Source organism: Parahoeflea alexandrii, assembly GCF_027214025.1.
GTDB classification, from domain to species: domain Bacteria; phylum Pseudomonadota; class Alphaproteobacteria; order Rhizobiales; family Rhizobiaceae; genus Hoeflea; species Hoeflea alexandrii_A.
This window is the reverse complement of sequence record NZ_JAPWHB010000013.1, coordinates 23568-40541: the sequence shown is the minus strand read 5'-3', so window position 1 is coordinate 40541 and position 16974 is coordinate 23568. Positions and strand designations below refer to the sequence as shown.

Here is a 16974-nt window from a genome sequence, read left to right as displayed (position 1 = left end):
TATGGCCACCCGCTGCGCGATATGGAAGCTGCGCGTGCGGCCATAACCTGTCGGCAGAACATGTTCCCGACGTGCTACGGCACAGAACTCACCTCGAACGCCATCCTCGCCTGGTCGAAGGATCACAAGGTCGAGTGGCACTACATCGCACCAGGAAGGCCAATGCAAAACGGCTATGTCGAGAGCTTCAACGGCCGCATGCGTGACGAGTTGCTGAATGAAAGCCTGTTCTTCGGCCTCGATCATGCCCGCAGCGCCATTGCTGAATGGGCAAACGATTACAACAATTTCCGGCCGCACTCATCGCTCGGATACCAGACCCCGGCAGACTATGCCGGGATAATCGCCGCAACCGGCTCCAACGCTGCGCAATATGGAAGCTTCGCGTTTGAGCCGGTTGCTCACACCGCGCCATTTGGCGTATCCAAAACCGCCGAGGCTCTAATCGCAGCCGGATGAAAGTTCAGTGGCAGGTCAGGTGACGGTGGTATTTGCGGTACTGCTCTGGCATTTTCGAAGAATAGGAACATTTCACGAACACGCAAGCGCATCACGGTTGCGGATCCCGAGTATAGGCTGCGGGAACGCCTGTACGGCAAATTTTGGGATAGATCTCAAACGGGCGGACAGCGGGCGTTTTCTGCTGCGAAGACGGATGACCGGAATCGGGGCCGGGATGGGACTGTCCGGTACTGGAGGTCGGGATGTAATAGACGCCACCAAGCGCGAGTGACCTCTAAGATCGCTCTCGCACCATCCCGGCCGTCCGCATTTTGCAGCGACTATCCCGGAAGCGGACGTTCCCCCTGGAGCGTCTAATCTAAGCGGGCATTCTTAGCAGCAACCCTTCGCCTTTTTGGCGGTGGCCATGCATTGCTATGGGGCCCCGTGCCCGACCAGGCACGACCATGCGTCGACGTTCGTGAGCACAAAATAGGCCCTTACAGTAAACCCTGCGCCGACCACGCACAGGCCGGCGATCAAGGCCATTACCCACCTGTGCCACCGGATCCGACCGTCGAGAGCATCGAAGCTGCCGGTAAAGAGGTCTTTGATCTCACTGAACTCGGCGTTGAGCCTAGTCCGCTGGCCTTTGATCTCGCTCGATATAGCGTTGAGCGTCATCCATTGATTAATGCAGGATGCGATCAGTAAGGCGGCGAACAGACAGGCACCGCAGACTACGGCAACGTTGGCCAAAAGCTCGGGGCCGCAGACGCTCGGCGCTTTCAATTGCGTTGCGACAACGACGGATGCAACGGGCAGAACCAGAAGCTGGCCTTGGATGTCGCTGAACGTCTTGTGGATCCTGGCTACGTATTCGGATTGGGTCTTCTCCAGCTCGCTGCGGATTTTCGAGTAAGAGAAGCTCGACGCGAACAAGCGGTACCCGTCGTTAACCCGCCGGACGAGTTCGTCGACGTTCTGCATAAGATAGTGAAAGCGGCTGACAGCGATCTGACCAGAAACAAGCTCCACCACAGCGTCCGCCAGGATACCGAGGCGCTGTTCCGCATGGACTTCACCTTCGAGGGCCTTCGCAAGGAGGTCGACCTGAGCGGAATCGATGGAACGCAGGTCCTTCGCGGTAAACTTTACCGGCACTTCGATGCGAGCATCGGCAAAATACACGAGCTTGGCTTGCTGTTGATCGGCGAACAGCGCGGATTCCGAGAGAAGCTTCACTAGCTTCATGGTCGACCGATATTGGAGAAGCGTCTCGGTGGGAGGCAGGGTGGCATTGTGGGTTTTGTCGGAGCGGATGAAGAAGGCCGACGGCTCGCGCATCCTGGAGAACGAGGAGGCGAGCAACGCGTCCCAATCCTTTAGCAATAGGCCTAGGCTACGGTGGGGTGAACCGATACGCACTTCGACGTCAGAACCGACCGTGAGCTGCGCATTATCGTCCTGCAAGGCTATGTCGGCCTCGTGATAGGCGCGGTCGGAAGTCTCGACGAGCTCTAGCGTCCTTGCGATGCCGGCGCTGACGATGGTCAGATTTGCAATGTGGTCATCCACCCAGACGCAGTTCCAGTATATCTCCAGAAGGTCCGCCCAGGTGATGGCATCATTCGCCATCGGCTCTCTCCGCCAGCAAATCTTCACGGAGGTCGTCGGGCACATCGAAAAGGATGATGCTGTTCGACTCCGGATCATACCGGACCTTGTCAGAATTCAGCGCCTCGCGTTCGAACTCGACCGACCAGTTCGACGTCTTACGCTTGAAGGACACCAGGCCACGCAATGCCCTGCGATCGGCGACGAATCCGTCGCTCAGGCCGCGATCAGGATCGGCCAATACCTCGATGAGGGCTTCCGGGTCATCGGGATACAACTCGTTCGCCAAGGTCGCAAAGTTAATTGCCTTATCGGCCTTGGAGTCCCTGGCGCATATATCGTTCGCACGGGTCATGAACTCGGCTCGTTCAGCCGGTTCGAAGGGTCGACTGTCGGCGAAATGCTTGATCGCCTTGACCATGTTGGAGGTGTCGACCCGGCTGGCAGCGGTCGTGTCGCAACCCAGAAAGGCCATGAAGTATTCCGAAACGTTGCCTTTGCCCTTTAAGAAGCTGACGTACCGCTCCTCGTTGTTTGCCCAACTCTCAAGACTCACCCGGCCGGCGAAACGGTAGCCGTCGACATCAAGGTGCTTAACGTCCTGAAGGTCGGCTGCGTCGGTCAACGCAGCGCTAATCTTGTCGTTGACGATGGCGACCAGGATGTATTGCCTGTCGTCGCGTTGGAAATGCGCGAAGAACACGTGCCCACCTTCGGAGGCCGCGCGCGCCTGAGCTTCCTTCGCCAGGGTGTTCATCAACGCAATCGTCGTGTCTTCGAAAGACGCCGCTTGGGTGAGGTATTCGGTCAGCCGGACCGACGTCGGGTAGTCGGCCGTATTTTCGGAGAACTTACCGTAGGCCTTTGACGGGCGACGGGCGTAGAGCTTATGCAATTCATCGATAAGGCGTTTGGCCGTCGCGCTGACCGCGAGCTGCCCATTGCCCTGATGAACTTCGTAAATGTTTTCGGGATTGCGCTCCAAGTGATGGATCGCGACCTTGATAATATTGTCAGGCAAAATCTCCCCCCCATTGCTGCGCTTTATCATTTCATGATTCCGAGGAATATTGCCATAGTCTTTGGAGGTACCTGAGCCTGCGGACCCCGTTAGCGCTTGGCGCGACCCTGCCCAATTCTGAGTGGTATGCTACTTCTGATTTGACGCCCGTCGCACCAAAATCGGACTGTCCGGCTTGTACGCCTGAATTGGGGCGCACAGCAGTCATTTATTAAAACGCGCCTGCTCCGCAGAGCATTCAATCTGTCCTTTATGTGCGCAACTGCCGCCGTTCGTTAGACGACCTTCTGACTTCGCTTGCAAGTACGGTCGGTCAGAAGCTCATGATGCGCGACAATGTCCGCGACCAAAATCCTCTGGGGCCAAATCGCCATCGTCTTCCTGATCGTCCTCACCACCACATGGGGGGCGACCGAATGGGTTGCATGGCGGCTTGGATTTCAGCCTCAGCTCGGGACTCCCTGGTTCGAACTGGCCGGCTTTCCATTTTACTACCCGCCAGCGTTTTTCTGGTGGTGGTATGCCTATGAAGCGTATGCTCCGCCGATCTTCGTCGAGGGTGCCTGCATCGCGGCCTCGGGCGGTTTCCTTTCGATCGGCGCGGCCATCGTGATGTCGGTATGGCGCGCACGAGAAGCCGAAGACGTGATCACCTACGGCTCCGCACGCTGGGCCGAACCAAAGGAAATTGCACGCAGCGGCCTGCTCGGACCGGACGGCGTCGTGCTCGGTAAGTTCGCGGAAAACTACCTTCGTCACGATGGACCCGAGCATGTTCTGTGCTTCGCGCCAACTCGGTCAGGCAAAGGCGTTGGTCTGGTCGTTCCCACCCTCCTGACCTGGCCCGGCTCCGCCGTTGTCCATGACATCAAGGGCGAGAATTGGGAACTCACCGCCGGGTTCCGGTCGCAGCATGGCCGTGTCCTGCTATTCGACCCGACCGACCCGAGTTCGACCGCCTATAATCCTCTGCTTGAGGTTCGCCGCGGCGACTGGGAAGTGCGCGATGTCCAGAACGTCGCCGACATTCTGGTTGACCCGGAAGGATCCCTTGAACGGCGCAACCACTGGGAAAAGACCAGTCATGCGCTTCTGGTCGGCGCCATTCTCCATGTTCTCTATGCTGAACCGGATAAGTCGCTGGCCGGGGTTGCCGCGTTTCTGTCCGATCCGAAGCGGCCGATCGAGGCAACGCTCAAGGCAATGATGACCACACCCCACCTTGGCGAGGCCGGCCCGCATCCGGTGGTCGCCTCTGCGGCACGCGAACTCCTCAACAAGGCCGACAACGAACGCTCCGGCGTGCTTTCCACCGCGATGTCCTTCCTCGGACTGTATCGCGATCCCGTCGTGGCGAAGGTGACGCGGCGCTGCGATTGGCGCATTGCGGATCTGGTCGAAGGTGAGCAACCCGCCACGCTCTATCTGGTCGTCCCACCCTCAGATATATCGCGCACCAAACCGTTGATCCGGCTCGTGCTGAACCAGATCGCGCGACGCCTCACCGAGGACCTGCGGGCCAAAACCCGGCGCCAGCGTGTATTGTTCATGCTCGACGAGTTTCCAGCCTTCGGTCGGCTCGATTTCTTCGAGAGCGCCCTCGCCTTCATGGCCGGATACGGAATCAAGGCCTTCCTGATCGCGCAGTCGCTTAACCAGATCGAGAAAGCCTATGGCCCCAACAATGCGATCCTCGACAACTGCCATGTCCGCGTAAGCTTCGCGACCAATGACGAACGTACCGCCAAACGGATATCGGATGCGCTCGGCACGGGCACGGAAATGCGGGCCATGAAGAATTATGCGGGTCACAGGCTCTCGCCCTGGCTTGGCCATCTAATGGTGTCGCGACAGGAGACCGCGAGACCGTTGCTGACACCCGGCGAGGTCATGCAATTTCCCGCCACCGACGAGATCGTCATGCTTGCGGGCCTACCGCCGATCCGGGCAAAGAAGGCCCGCTACTATGAGGACGGACGGTTCACAGAGAGGGTCCTGGCCCCGCCCGATCCATCCAAAATCATACCGTCTGCGGGAAACGCCACCTGGACCGGTCGTGTCGCCGCACCAAAAGCCGAACCAACTCCTGATGACAACTGGCCCGCTGAGGACAGTTCAGATGGCGGAATACGACGGCAGCCGGAACTGGCCGAACACGAGGAAGTCGTACAACCGCCCAAGGAACCACCTCCGTCGAAAGAGTTCGACCTGTTGGAAGATGATGCCGATGATCCTGCGCGGCAAGCACAGGCGTTTCAACGACGAGGCCGGCAGGTCGCGCGACAGGCGGCGCTCGACCCCAGGGACGAAATAGAATTGTAAGGACAAATATAATGCGCAGCCGGATGAACGTTTATTTCCCGCCAGAAATGCTCAAACAAATCGGCGACCTCGCCGATCGCAAGGGCTTGTCCCGTTCGGCCATCGTTGAGGCGGCGGTCGCCTCGTTTTTGTCGCCGGACGGGTCTGACCGCATGGAAGCCGCATTCACCCGCAGGCTCGACCGCCTGACTCGACAGATGCAGCGGGTTGAACGCGACGTCGGCATTAGCGCCGAGACACTGGCGCTCTTCATCCGGTTCTGGCTCACGATCACACCGCCACTCCCCCAGGACGCGCAGTCGTCTGCTCAGATCAAGGGCCGGGAACGCTTCGAGGGCTTTGTCGAGACGCTCGGGCGTCGGCTACAGAAAGGGCAGAGTTTTCTAAGGGAGATCCCTGAGGACGTCTCTCCCTCCGCACCGGGTGCTCCGACTCGCGACACACATGATTAGGGCTGCTTGGTGTCACCGGGAAACCCACCGCGTACGTAGGACATCCGCCATTTCCCTGTCATTGCACGCCACACCCCTACTACGCCCTTGATGGTGTTGCGCGAGGCCATTTCCTGCCTCTTTTACTTATCCCGATCCGGATCGCCATCGCGATCCCAACCATTATCGGGGGCGAGATGCCGGCTGCATATCAGAAATCGGAGACCCTTCGGCGCGGCGCACGTATGCTGCGCAGCGCGCTCGGACCGGCGATCGCGCGCTTTCTGGAAGAGCCTGGCATCGTCGAGGTGATGCTCAATCCGGACGGCCGGCTGTGGATCGACCGCCTTTCCGAAGGCCTTGCGGACACGGGCGAAACCCTCGCCCCAGCCGACGGAGAGCGAATCATCCGCCTCGTCGCCCATCATGTCGGCGCGGAGGTTCATGCCGGAAGCCCACGCGTCTCGGCGGAACTGCCTGAATCGGGTGAACGCTTTGAGGGGTTGTTGCCGCCTGTCGTCACTGCGCCGACCTTTGCAATCCGTAAACCGGCCGTCGCTCTTTTCTCGCTCGACGATTATGTCTCGCGCGGCATCATGAATGCGGGCGAGGCCGATGCGCTGCGCGCAGCCATCGTTAGCCGCAAGAATATCCTCGTCGCCGGCGGCACCTCGACCGGCAAGACCACGCTGACAAATGCGCTACTCGCCGAGGTGGCCAAGAGCGCGGATCGCGTTGTCATCATCGAGGATACGCGTGAGTTGCAATGCGCGGCGCCGAACCTCGTCGCCATGCGCACCAAGGACGGCGTGGCCACACTTTCCGATCTGGTCTGTTCGTCGCTGCGCCTGCGCCCCGACCGCATCCCGATCGGTGAGGTGCGTGGGCCGGAAGCGCTCGACCTCCTGAAGGCCTGGGGCACCGGACATCCCGGCGGCATCGGCACGATCCATGCCGGCACAGCCATCGGCGCCCTGCGCCGTCTCGAACAACTGATCCAGGAAATCGTGGTCACGGTTCCCCGCGCGCTGATCGCAGAAACTATCGATCTCGTCATCGTGCTTTCCGGCCGCGGCGCCGAACGCCGTCTCTGCGAACTCTCCGTCGTTACAGGCCTGACGCCGGACGGTGACTATCGTCTCAGCCCCGCAACCCGGATTTTAGAAGGACCACCCGCATGATCCCCCTCACCTTTCGTCATTGCTGCAAGGCCGCTGGCGCCGCGTCAACATCCGTGATCACCTTGATGGTCGCGTCGGCCGCTCACGCGGCAGGTTCGTCCATGCCCTGGGAAGCGCCGCTGCAGTCTATCCTTGAATCCATCGAGGGGCCCGTCGCCAAGATCATGGCGGTGATCATCATAATCATCACCGGTCTGACGCTTGCTTTCGGCGACACGTCGGGCGGTTTCCGGCGTCTGATCCAGATTGTCTTCGGCCTGTCGATCGCCTTCGCCGCCTCAAGTTTCTTCCTTTCGTTCTTCTCCTTCGGCGGCGGGGCACTGATCTGATGAACGACATCCCCGGTTTCGTTGTGCCCGTCCACCGTGCCCTGACCGAGCCAATCCTGCTCGGCGGCGCGCCACGTGCGATCGCGATTCTGAACGGCACGCTCGCCGCCGCGCTCGGTCTCGGGCTGCGTCTGTGGCTCGTTGGTCTCGTCCTCTGGGCGATCGGCCATGCCGTCGCGGTCTGGGCCGCCCGACACGACCCGCTCTTCGCGGATGTCGGGCGGCGCCACCTTCGCATTCCGTCGCATCTGAGCGTGTGAGGCAGATACTATGATGAACCTCACCGAATACCGCCGCAATTCAACCCGCCTCGCGGACTTTCTGCCCTGGGCAGCCCTCGTCGGCGAAGGCGTTGTCCTCAACAAGGACGGTTCTTTCCAGCGTACCGCCCGCTTCCGAGGGCCAGATCTCGACAGCGCCGTCGCCGCCGAACTGGTCGCCGTCGCGGGAAGGCTCAACAACGCCTTCCGCCGCCTCGGTTCCGGCTGGGCGATCTTCGTCGAAGCAATGCGGATCCCCGCGGGCGACTACCCGGAGAGCACGTTTCCCGACCCGGCCTCAGCGCTTGTCGATGCGGAGCGGAAAGCGATGTTCGAGGGTGAGACCGATGAGCGATCATCCCAGTGGGACGATCGCCGGCCCAGCAGCGCGCATTACGAGTCTCGTTACTATCTGACCTTCCTCTATCTGCCGCCGGCCGAAGACGCTTCCCGCACGGAACGGTTGCTCTATGAGGGCCGGGAACGAAGCGGCGAAGCAGGCGCGCGCGAGCAACTTCAGGGATTCATCGATCGCACATCGCGCGTGCTGTCACTCCTTGAAAGTTTCATGCCCGAATGCGCCTGGCTCGATGAGGCCGAGACCTTGACCTATCTGCATGCGACTATTTCGACCAACCGGCATCGCGTACGCGTGCCCGAGATTCCGATGTATCTCGATGCGCTGCTCGCAGATCAGCCGCTCACTGGTGGACTTGAGCCAATGCTGGGCAACGCGCATCTGCGCGTCCTGACGATCGTCGGGTTCCCCAGCGCCACGACCCCCGGCATTCTTGATGAACTCAACCGGCTCGCCTTTCCCTATCGCTGGTCAACCCGCGCGATCCTGCTCGACAAGGTCGATGCCACACGCCTGCTGACCCGCATCCGCCGGCAATGGTTCGCCAAGCGCAAGTCGATCGCCGCCATCCTCAAGGAGGTGATGACCAATGAGGCGTCAGCACTTCTCGATACCGATGCCGCCAACAAGGCTGCGGATACCGACGAGGCCCTGCAGGAATTGGGCGCCGACATCGCCGGCCAGGCCTATGTGACAGCAACACTGACCGTTTGGGATGAGGACCCCCGCATTGCCGACGAGAAGCTGCGGCTCACTGAAAAGGTGATCCAGGGCCGCGACTTCACGGCGATGCCGGAAACCGTCAATGCCGTGGAAGCCTGGCTCGGCGGACTGCCCGGTCAAGTCTACGCCAATGTCCGGCAACCGCCGATCTCCACGCTCAATCTCGCCCACATGATCCCGCTATCGGCGGTGTGGGCGGGGCCGGAACGGGACGAGCACCTGGCAGCACCTCCCCTGCTCTTCGGCAAGACCGAAGGCTCGACCCCGTTCCGGTTTTCCCTTCATGTCGGCGATGTCGGCCACACGCTAGTCGTTGGCCCGACTGGAGCCGGCAAGTCGGTCCTTCTGGCCCTGATGGCGTTGCAGTTTCGACGCTACCGTGATGCACAGATATTCGCCTTCGATTTCGGTGGCTCCATCCGTGTAGCCACGCTCGCTTGCGGAGGAGATTGGCACGATCTCGGTGGTGGATTGACGGAGGGCAGCCAGGACAGCGTCTCCCTCCAGCCACTGGCACGTATCCAAGACGTGCCCGAGCGCGCTTGGGCAGGCGATTGGCTGGTCAATATTCTGCGCCGGGAGGGGGTGACGATCGATCCCCAGGCGCGGGAGCATCTGTGGGCTGCCCTCACCTCGCTGGCTTCCGCACCCATCGAGGAACGCACGATCACCGGATTGTCCGTCCTGCTGCAATCACAGGACCTGAAGCGGGCGTTCCAGTCCTACTGCGTCGGCGGCCCCGACGGGCGATTGCTCGACGCGGAGAGCGAGCGCCTTGGCCATGCGCCGGTGCAGGCCTTCGAGACCGAGGACCTCATCGGCACCGGCGCCGCGCCCGCCGTACTCGCCTATCTCTTCCATCGCATCGAGGATCAACTCGACGGTAGGCCGACCCTGTTGATCATCGACGAGGGCTGGCTCGCGCTCGACGACGAGGGTTTCGCCGGACAACTGCGTGAATGGCTGAAGACATTGAGGAAGAAGAACGCTTCCGTCGTCTTCGCCACGCAGTCGCTCTCCGACATCGACAACTCGCCGATCGCGCCGGCGATCATCGAGAGCTGCCAGACCCGTATTCTGTTGCCGAACGAGCGCGCCATCGAACCGCAAATAACCGCGATCTACCGGCGCTTCGGATTGAACGACCGGCAGATCGAGATCCTCGCACGGGCGACGCCCAAGCGCGACTATTACTGCCAATCCCGTTCCGGCAACCGGCTGTTCGAACTCGCCCTTGGCGAAGTGGCGCTCGCCTTCTGCGGCGCCTCATCCAAAGCCGATCACGCCGCTCTCGAAAAGCTCCTCGCCGAACATGGTCGCGATGGCTTCACCGAGGCCTGGCTGCGCGCCCGCAACGCCGGCTGGGCGGCCGACCTCATCCCCACCCTCAACAACATGGAGACCCAGTCATGACCTTCCGTCGTACCCGCGCGGCACTGATCGCCGCATCCTTTCTGTCCCTGCCTGTTGCCCTGTCGCCCATGATGGCGCCGCCCGCCCACGCGCTCTTCGGCTTCGGCCGCATTGTCTACGACCCGACCAATCACGCCGAGAACATTCTCCAGGCGGCCCGCGCGCTCGAACAGATCAACAATCAGATCACTTCGCTCCAGAACCAGGCCCAGATGCTGATCAACCAGGCGCGCAATCTGGCGAGCCTGCCCTATTCCGCGCTGGAGCAGCTCCAGCAATCAGTTCAGCGCACGCAACAACTCCTGAACGATGCTCAGCGCATCGCTTTTGATGTCCAGCAGATCGATCAGGCGTTTCAAACCACCTATGGCGATGCTTCGATCTCGGCCTCCGATCAGGACCTGATCGCGGGCGCGCGCGAGCGATGGGAAAACACGGTCGCCGGTCTGCAGGATGCGATGCGCGTGCAGGCCGGTGTGATCGGCAATATCGACACCAACCGCACCCAAATGAGCGAGTTGGTCGGCAGGAGCCAGGGAGCGGCCGGTGCGCTACAGGCGACCCAGGCGGGCAATCAGCTTCTGGCCCTGCAGGGCCAGCAACTTGCCGATCTCACCGCCGTTGTCGCCGCCAACGGTCGTGCTCGGGCCATGGCCGACGCCGAGCGGGCTGCGGCTGCCGAACAGGGCCGCGAGCAACGAAGCCGCTTCCTCGAACCGGGGGCCGGCTACCAGCCCGGCAACGTCCGGATGTTTAACGGCGGCGATTGACCATGGACGGTAAAACCCTCGCACGCATCGGCGCCATCATCTTTGTCGCGGTCGCTATCACGGCGACCGTGCTCGAACTGACCCGGGCGCCCCAAGCGCCGAAGGGCTCAGTTTCCGCACCGGCAGCGTCCGCCAGTCACCACGCCGATCCGGCCCGCCGCGAACTGCGCCGTTGCCAGAGACTCGGAGAAGCGGCAACCCGCGATACGGACTGCCTTTCAGTCTGGTCGGAGAACCGGCAGCGCTTCCTCGGCGGCGAGCCGGAAAGGCAATAGCGTCATGGGCGACACCGGCGTCATTGACCATTTCCTGCAGGTCTTCACCTCCTACATCGATTCCGGGTTCGGCCTGCTCGGTGGCGAGGTGGCGTTCATCGCCACCACACTGATTGTCATTGACGTGACGCTGGCCGCGCTGTTTTGGTCCTGGGGCGCCGATGACGACATAATCGCGAGGCTCGTCAAGAAGACCCTCTTCATTGGCGTCTTCGCCTACATCATTTCCAACTGGAACAACCTCGCCCGCATCGTCTTCGAGAGCTTCGCCGGACTTGGGCTGAAGGCCAGCGGCACAGGATTTTCCGCCGCGGACCTCCTGCAACCGGGCAAGGTGGCCCAGATCGGTCTCGATGCAGGCCGACCATTACTCGAATCCATCTCAGACCTGATGGGGTATTGGGCCTTCTTCGAGAATTTCATCCAGATCGCCTGCCTGCTTTTTGCCTGGGCGCTGGTACTCCTCGCCTTCTTCATTCTCTCCATCCAGCTCTTCGTCACCCTGATAGAGTTCAAGCTGACGACGCTCGCCGGTTTCGTACTGATCCCCTTCGGCCTCTTCGGCAAATCCGCGTTCATGGCCGAGCGGGTCCTCGGCCACGTGATTTCCTCGGGCATCAAGGTGCTGGTGCTTGCCGTCATCATAGGCATCGGCTCGACCCTCTTCTCCCAGTTCACCGGCGGTTTTGGTGGCGAGCAGCCGACGATCGACGAGGCCATGGCCATCGTGCTCGCGGCGCTCTCCTTGTTGGGGCTCGGCATATTCGGACCGGGAATCGCCAACGGCATCGTCTCCGGAGGTCCGCAGCTCGGTGCGGGCGCCGCGGTCGGGACCAGTCTCGCCGCCGGCGGCATGATGGTTGCCGGCAGCGCCCTTGCCGCGAGAGGCGGATCGGCTGCACTGGCCGCAGGCTCCAGTGCGGCCCGGGGGAGCGCTGCACTGGCGGGAGGAGCGGCAATCTCCTATTCGCTCGCCTCCGCCGGACAATCGGGACCCTCCGGGGTCGCCGCCGGTGTCGGTGGGGTCGCCAAAGCGGGCGCAGGCGCCGTTGCCTCACCCCTCCGGCACGCTTCGGCCAGCATGAAGCAAAGCTATGCCGAGGGGGGACGGGCAGCCCTTGAGGCCAGTGGTGGCAGTTTTTCCAACGCCCCAGCGGCTGAACCCACTGCCGCAGCCACGCAAGGCGACATGCCCGCCTGGGCCAGGCGTATGAAACAGTCCCAGCACGTCAGCCACGGCGCTTCCGCCACCGCCCATTCCATCCGTTCCGGAGACGCCCATGGCGGCGGCTCCTCCATCGATCTATCCGAAGGTGACCGCTGATGTTCAAGAGACCCGCAACCCATTACGGCAAGACGCGCAAACCCGAGACCCCTTACCAGAAAGCAGCCCAAGTCTGGGACGAGCGTATCGGCTCCGCTCGCGTACAGGCAAAGAACTGGCGGCTAATGGCCTTCGGTTGCCTGCTCCTGGCGACCGGCTTCGCCTCGGCACTGGTCTGGCAGTCGATGCGCGGCACCGTGGTGCCCTGGATCGTACAGGTTGATGCCCTCGGCGAAGCGCAGGCGGTGGGGCCGGCCGCGGCCGACTATGAGCCGACCGATCCGCAGGTCACCTTCCACTTGGCTCGCTTCATCGAGAATGTCCGCGCCATTCCCGCTGATCCAATCATCGTGCGTCAAAACTGGCTCCGAGCCTATGACTTCACCACCGACCGCGGCGCGTTGGCGCTCAACGACTATGCCCGCGCAAACGATCCCTTTGCCAAGGTCGGCAAGAGCCAGGTCGCTGTCGAGATTTCCAGCGTCATCCGTGCCTCACCCAACAGTTTCCGGGTCGCCTGGACCGAGCGCCACTACGAGAACGGCCAACTTGCCGCGACCGAGCGCTGGACCGCGATCCTGACAATCGTCGTCCAGCCGCCGCGCAATGCGGAGCGCCTGCGCAAGAACCCGCTCGGGATCTACATCAATGCCATCAATTGGTCGAAGGAGCTTGGACAATGACAGTGCCTCTTTTCCGTAAAACCGGAGGGGCGGTTTTGTGCAAAGCCTCTTTCGCTGTTCTCCTGATTTCCGTTTCGGCGCTTTCCGGCTGCGCGACCTATAAGCCGCCGGAAATCACCTACGACAACGATGTGCCGCTCCTACCCTCGGTGCCGGCCGCGGTCACCGATGAAACTCCGAAGCCGCTGCACGTTCCTCCGGCCTGGACGCCCGCTCATGGCGGAAAGACCGCGAGCACGTCGACCGGTCGTGTCGAGAACGCCAACGCCGCCGCAAGGGTCGAGCCAAGGCGTGAGGGTTACTACAACGCCATCCAGATCTATCCCTGGAGCGAAGGTGCGCTCTACCAAGTCTATGCCGCTCCGGGTCAGATCACCAATATCGCACTCGAGCCCGGTGAGAGCCTGACCGGCGCCGGACCAATCGCGGCTGGCGACACGGCCCGCTGGATCATCGGCGACACGGAAAGCGGAAGTGGACGCACACGCCGCGCCCACATCCTCGTCAAGCCTACACGCCCTGATATCGCGACGAACCTCGTTATCAGCACCGACCGGCGTGTCTACATGATCGAGCTGCGTGCTGGAGAAGAGCCGTTCATGCCGGCCGTCGCCTGGTCCTATCCGGAGCGACCCGCCAAGAAGGGCCAGACCACACCTGCCCGGCCCTCAATACCGGCTCTGAGCGCGCGCCACTACCGCTACGCCCTGACCGGCGACACGCCGCCATGGCGACCGGTTTCGGTCTTCGATGATGGCCGTCGCGTTTATATCCAGTTCCCCCGGGGCATTGTCCAGGGCGAGATGCCGCCCCTCTTCGTGATCGGATCTGACGGCGAACCGCAGATTGTCAACAGCCGCATCCACGACAACATCCTGATCGTCGACCAGATCTTTGCCGCGGCGGAACTGCGCCTCGGCAGCGGCCGCAAGCAACAGGTGGTCAGGATCGTGCGAACCGACGGAGTGAGAAGCGGTCCACTCTCGTGGATGCGAAGGTCCAGTGGACCTTCGCAAGCGCCGAGGGGCCATAGCGGAGGACATGAGTCATGAGCGATGAAAACACCAGAGGGCCAGGTTCGGAGCGCTCCGGACCCGAGACCGACGTAGCCGCAGCAATGCGCTTGCGGGCGAAACCGCCACAGGTCACGCGATTGTCGCGGCGGACCCTGGCGGCAGCCAGTTTGATCGTGTCCATCGGAATAGGTGGAGCCCTGATCTATGCGCTTCGGCCACCAGACTCACAGACTGGTGGTGAGGAGCTCTACACGACCGACAATCGCCGCACAGCGGATGGGCTTGAGGACCTTCCGCACGACTATACTGGCCCGGTTCTCGGTCCACCTTTGCCGGGCGATCTCGGCCGGCCGATCCTTGCCGCCCAAGAAAGAGGACAACCCGTCGCCCCACCGGCCATCACGCAGCCCGCGGCCGATCCCGAGGAGCAACGGCGGCTTGCTGAGGCGGAAGCCGCACGCACCAGCCGCGTCTTCTTCCAGGCCGGCACCGCCACCCCGAACAGGTCGGTAGAATCTGAGGTACCGAACTATCTGGGGCTCGACCCTTCCGGGCAGTCCGCAGCGACTACCGCACGGGATCGCCAACTCGCCTTCCTCAACGCGCCGACCGACCGCGGCACCGTCGCGCCCGATCGCGTCATGTCGCCGGCGTCACCGTTCGTCCTTCAGGCCGGCTCGGTGATCCCGGCCGCGCTGATCACCGGCATCCGATCCGACCTTCCCGGCCAAATCACGGCCCAGGTGACGCAACACATCTATGACAGTCCGACTGGGCAGATCCTGCTCGTGCCTCAGGGCACACGCATCATCGGCGAGTATTCGAACGATGTCGGTTTTGGACAGCGCAGGGTCCTGCTCGTGTGGAACCGCCTGATCTTTCCGAACGGCCGGTCCATCGTGCTCGAGCATCAACCGGGTGCTGATACACGCGGCTTTGCGGGCCTGGAGGACGGCGTCGATTATCATTGGTGGGATCTGGCAAAGGCGGCCGGGCTGTCAACGCTGCTCGCAGTCGGCGCGGAACTCACCATGGATGACGATGATCGGCTGGTTCAAGCCATTCGCAGCGGCGCCCAGGACACCATCAACGATGCCGGTCAGCAGATCATTCAGCGCCAATTGCAGGTGCCGCCAACCCTGACGGTCCGGTCGGGATCCCCGGTTCGTGTCATCGTCACCCGCGATCTCGTTCTCGAACCCTATCGAGGTTGAGCCATGAGCACGAAGCTGAAACTCACATCCATCCCTGACGACAAGCCCGTCAAGGTCGCCGTCGAATTGCCTCCGGACGTTCACCAGGACCTCGTCGCCTATGCCGAGGTGATGGCCCGGGAGTCCGGTCAGTCGGCGCTTGAGCCTACACGACTGATCGCGCCGATGTTGTTACGGTTCATGGCGACCGATCGCGTCTTCGCGCGTCTGCGGAAGTCACGTCGACAGACGCCTTGACATCCAGTCGCCGCGGTAGCCAATCGGAATTGCCGCGCCGAACCCGCCCGGCGAGCACATGGGCCGTGCTGACCAGGCAGCGCAGCGCCGGATTGTCGTTCTCCGCAAGCCAGATCGCGCTGAACGGGAGGACGTCCTCCGGGTCAGCCAAGGGCCGGAGAACGAGATCCGGCAATTTGACCGCCGCCCAGGCCGCAGTGGTTGCGGTAAGACCCTCCCCGAGGCTGACAAGGTTCACCAGGGTCTCGAAGCAGGCGCCTCTCGCCTCGACTCTCGGGAAAATCGCGTAGTCGGCAAGCCGGCGTACGATGTAATCGTGGACTTCAGGTCCTGGCGCAATGCTGCTCGTGATGAACAGTTCTTCGGACAGATCAGGCCAATCGAGATCGCTTCGGCTGGCGAGCCTGTGCCCCCTGGCAAGGGCGATGTGGATCCGTTCGCACCACAACTCCGCGCATTCGCAGTTCCGGACCGGGCGCGACCCGGGCACGAAGACCATGTCGAGCTCACGCGTCCGCAAAGCGGCGATATGCTCGTCACGGCCTCCGTCACGAACATCGATACGAACTTTCGGATATTCCTGTCGATAAACGACAAGCAGTTTCCGGAGGAATCCGCCGGCGAGCGACGTCAGGACACCGATCCGGACGGTTCCCGCTTCCGCACGGCCGGCGGCGCCAGCTGACCGACGCGCCTGATCGAGTTGCTGAAGCGCGGGCTGCACGTCATCCAGAAACCGCTGTCCCGCATTAGTCAGTCGAACCCCCGTGTTGCTCCGTTCGAGTAGCGAGACCCCGAGCTTGTCTTCCAGACGCATGATCGAGCGGCTGACGCAGGACTGGCCAATACCCAGCGTTTCGGCTGCCTGTCGCAGGCTTCCATTCTCAGCTGCGGCTACGAAGTAGCGGATTTCCGAAAGTTGTGGCATGACGGCTAAGCAAAATCCTGATGAATTATTGCAATCGTGGCCGGACTACCCGAAATGGACCATTTCATGCGGCCTACCCTCGCAGCAGAGGGACAAAAAACTGTTGATCCGAAAACTCGCATCTTGTCGAACACCTCATTGATATGTTCAGCCACAATAAAAACGAGCGACTGTCGGCCTTATAAATTACGTTCACCGACATATTTAAATAACTTGCAGCTGAAATGGATTTCTCCTATTTGCGATGAAGGTTACAATACATACCGTACTTGTCGCTTTATTCTATTAAATAGATAATTTTTCTGTGTTGTAAACCAGTGAATATTCGGTATTTTTAGCAAGATGACGTATTATATTTGCTAAGCAACAGAATTATCTACAACCTTCTCCCGGTGCGCAGCACATAAACATTTCTTTGATGATCGGATTTT

Annotated in this window: 17 protein-coding genes; 14 read left to right on the top strand and 3 right to left on the bottom strand. The window is 61.5% G+C overall.

Features of this window, described 5'->3' with window-relative positions; genetic code table 11:
* On the top strand, window positions 1-459 hold a 459-nt coding region (locus O4H62_RS25575), incomplete at its 5' end, for an integrase core domain-containing protein (protein WP_269391718.1).
* Between the two features lie 417 nt (window positions 460-876).
* Here the strand turns inward: O4H62_RS25575 and O4H62_RS25570 are convergent.
* Together O4H62_RS25570 and O4H62_RS25565 are read right to left on the bottom strand one after the other, a co-directional pair.
* On the bottom strand, window positions 877-2079 hold the full coding sequence (locus O4H62_RS25570) for a hypothetical protein (RefSeq protein ID WP_269391717.1): 1203 nt from the start codon (window positions 2077-2079) through the stop codon (window positions 877-879).
* The gene (locus O4H62_RS25565) at window positions 2069-3109 is read right to left on the bottom strand and encodes a nucleoid-associated protein (protein ID WP_269391716.1); all 1041 of its coding nucleotides are present in this window, start codon (window positions 3107-3109) and stop codon (window positions 2069-2071) included. Before O4H62_RS25565 ends, O4H62_RS25570 begins: the two co-directional genes overlap by 11 nt.
* Before the next feature lie 306 nt (window positions 3110-3415).
* On the opposite strand from O4H62_RS25565, the gene O4H62_RS25560 reads away from it, so the two are divergent.
* The 13 genes from O4H62_RS25560 to O4H62_RS25500 all read left to right on the top strand — a co-directional run bounded on the left by O4H62_RS25560 (window position 3416) and on the right by O4H62_RS25500 (window position 15615).
* Window positions 3416-5401, top strand: coding sequence for a conjugal transfer protein TraG (locus O4H62_RS25560; RefSeq protein WP_269391715.1), 1986 nt, complete (start codon window positions 3416-3418; stop codon window positions 5399-5401).
* Between the two features lie 11 nt (window positions 5402-5412).
* Entirely contained in the window at window positions 5413-5853 is a 441-nt protein-coding gene (locus tag O4H62_RS25555; RefSeq protein ID WP_269391714.1) for a CopG family transcriptional regulator, read from the top strand.
* 176 nt (window positions 5854-6029) lie between these two features.
* Window positions 6030-7013 (top strand): P-type conjugative transfer ATPase TrbB, encoded by a 984-nt coding sequence (gene trbB, locus O4H62_RS25550; protein ID WP_269391713.1) that lies wholly within the window; start codon window positions 6030-6032, stop codon window positions 7011-7013.
* The gene (locus O4H62_RS25545) at window positions 7010-7342 is read left to right on the top strand and encodes a TrbC/VirB2 family protein (RefSeq protein ID WP_269391712.1); all 333 of its coding nucleotides are present in this window, start codon (window positions 7010-7012) and stop codon (window positions 7340-7342) included. Before trbB ends, O4H62_RS25545 begins: the two co-directional genes overlap by 4 nt.
* Window positions 7342-7602 (top strand): VirB3 family type IV secretion system protein, encoded by a 261-nt coding sequence (locus tag O4H62_RS25540; RefSeq protein WP_269391711.1) that lies wholly within the window; start codon window positions 7342-7344, stop codon window positions 7600-7602. Before O4H62_RS25545 ends, O4H62_RS25540 begins: the two co-directional genes overlap by 1 nt.
* Window positions 7603-7612: 10 nt before the next feature.
* A complete protein-coding gene (gene trbE, locus O4H62_RS25535) occupies window positions 7613-10096 on the top strand; it encodes a conjugal transfer protein TrbE (RefSeq protein ID WP_269391710.1) in 2484 nt (827 codons plus the stop codon).
* Entirely contained in the window at window positions 10093-10866 is a 774-nt protein-coding gene (gene trbJ, locus O4H62_RS25530; RefSeq protein WP_269391709.1) for a P-type conjugative transfer protein TrbJ, read from the top strand. Before trbE ends, trbJ begins: the two co-directional genes overlap by 4 nt.
* A gap of 2 nt (window positions 10867-10868) precedes the next feature.
* Entirely contained in the window at window positions 10869-11141 is a 273-nt protein-coding gene (gene trbK-alt, locus O4H62_RS25525; RefSeq protein WP_269391708.1) for a putative entry exclusion protein TrbK-alt, read from the top strand.
* Between the two features lie 4 nt (window positions 11142-11145).
* Window positions 11146-12465: a P-type conjugative transfer protein TrbL gene (gene trbL, locus O4H62_RS25520; protein WP_269391707.1), complete on the top strand. Its 1320-nt coding sequence runs from the start codon at window positions 11146-11148 to the stop codon at window positions 12463-12465.
* Window positions 12465-13148: a conjugal transfer protein TrbF gene (trbF, locus tag O4H62_RS25515; protein ID WP_269391706.1), complete on the top strand. Its 684-nt coding sequence runs from the start codon at window positions 12465-12467 to the stop codon at window positions 13146-13148. The genes trbL and trbF overlap by 1 nt, the downstream gene beginning before the upstream one ends.
* On the top strand, window positions 13145-14200 hold the full coding sequence (gene trbG, locus O4H62_RS25510) for a P-type conjugative transfer protein TrbG (protein ID WP_269391705.1): 1056 nt from the start codon (window positions 13145-13147) through the stop codon (window positions 14198-14200). Before trbF ends, trbG begins: the two co-directional genes overlap by 4 nt.
* The gene (locus O4H62_RS25505; protein WP_269391704.1) at window positions 14197-15378 is read left to right on the top strand and encodes a TrbI/VirB10 family protein; all 1182 of its coding nucleotides are present in this window, start codon (window positions 14197-14199) and stop codon (window positions 15376-15378) included. The genes trbG and O4H62_RS25505 overlap by 4 nt, the downstream gene beginning before the upstream one ends.
* A gap of 3 nt (window positions 15379-15381) precedes the next feature.
* Window positions 15382-15615: a DUF2274 domain-containing protein gene (locus O4H62_RS25500; RefSeq protein WP_269391703.1), complete on the top strand. Its 234-nt coding sequence runs from the start codon at window positions 15382-15384 to the stop codon at window positions 15613-15615.
* Here the strand turns inward: O4H62_RS25500 and O4H62_RS25495 are convergent.
* On the bottom strand, window positions 15557-16543 hold the full coding sequence (locus O4H62_RS25495) for a LysR family transcriptional regulator (protein ID WP_269391702.1): 987 nt from the start codon (window positions 16541-16543) through the stop codon (window positions 15557-15559). The two genes, O4H62_RS25500 and O4H62_RS25495, sit on opposite strands and share 59 nt — an antisense overlap.
* Window positions 16544-16974 lie beyond the last annotated feature (431 nt).

Bases quoted from the DNA above. Each gene is read 5' to 3' on its own strand.
- O4H62_RS25495 (WP_269391702.1), bottom strand. From the start codon at position 16,543: ATGCCACAACTTTCGGAAATCCGCTACTTCGTAGCCGCAGCTGAGAAT.
- trbJ (WP_269391709.1), top strand. From the start codon at position 10,093: ATGACCTTCCGTCGTACCCGCGCGGCACTGATCGCCGCATCCTTTCTG.
- O4H62_RS25505 (WP_269391704.1), top strand. From the start codon at position 14,197: ATGAGCGATGAAAACACCAGAGGGCCAGGTTCGGAGCGCTCCGGACCC.
- trbE (WP_269391710.1), top strand. From the start codon at position 7,613: ATGATGAACCTCACCGAATACCGCCGCAATTCAACCCGCCTCGCGGAC.
- O4H62_RS25540 (WP_269391711.1), top strand. From the start codon at position 7,342: ATGAACGACATCCCCGGTTTCGTTGTGCCCGTCCACCGTGCCCTGACC.
- trbG (WP_269391705.1), top strand. From the start codon at position 13,145: ATGACAGTGCCTCTTTTCCGTAAAACCGGAGGGGCGGTTTTGTGCAAA.
- trbF (WP_269391706.1), top strand. From the start codon at position 12,465: ATGTTCAAGAGACCCGCAACCCATTACGGCAAGACGCGCAAACCCGAG.
- O4H62_RS25565 (WP_269391716.1), bottom strand. From the start codon at position 3,109: ATGATAAAGCGCAGCAATGGGGGGGAGATTTTGCCTGACAATATTATC.
- O4H62_RS25500 (WP_269391703.1), top strand. From the start codon at position 15,382: ATGAGCACGAAGCTGAAACTCACATCCATCCCTGACGACAAGCCCGTC.
- trbB (WP_269391713.1), top strand. From the start codon at position 6,030: ATGCCGGCTGCATATCAGAAATCGGAGACCCTTCGGCGCGGCGCACGT.
- O4H62_RS25545 (WP_269391712.1), top strand. From the start codon at position 7,010: ATGATCCCCCTCACCTTTCGTCATTGCTGCAAGGCCGCTGGCGCCGCG.
- O4H62_RS25570 (WP_269391717.1), bottom strand. From the start codon at position 2,079: ATGGCGAATGATGCCATCACCTGGGCGGACCTTCTGGAGATATACTGG.
- O4H62_RS25560 (WP_269391715.1), top strand. From the start codon at position 3,416: ATGTCCGCGACCAAAATCCTCTGGGGCCAAATCGCCATCGTCTTCCTG.
- trbL (WP_269391707.1), top strand. From the start codon at position 11,146: ATGGGCGACACCGGCGTCATTGACCATTTCCTGCAGGTCTTCACCTCC.
- O4H62_RS25555 (WP_269391714.1), top strand. From the start codon at position 5,413: ATGCGCAGCCGGATGAACGTTTATTTCCCGCCAGAAATGCTCAAACAA.
- trbK-alt (WP_269391708.1), top strand. From the start codon at position 10,869: ATGGACGGTAAAACCCTCGCACGCATCGGCGCCATCATCTTTGTCGCG.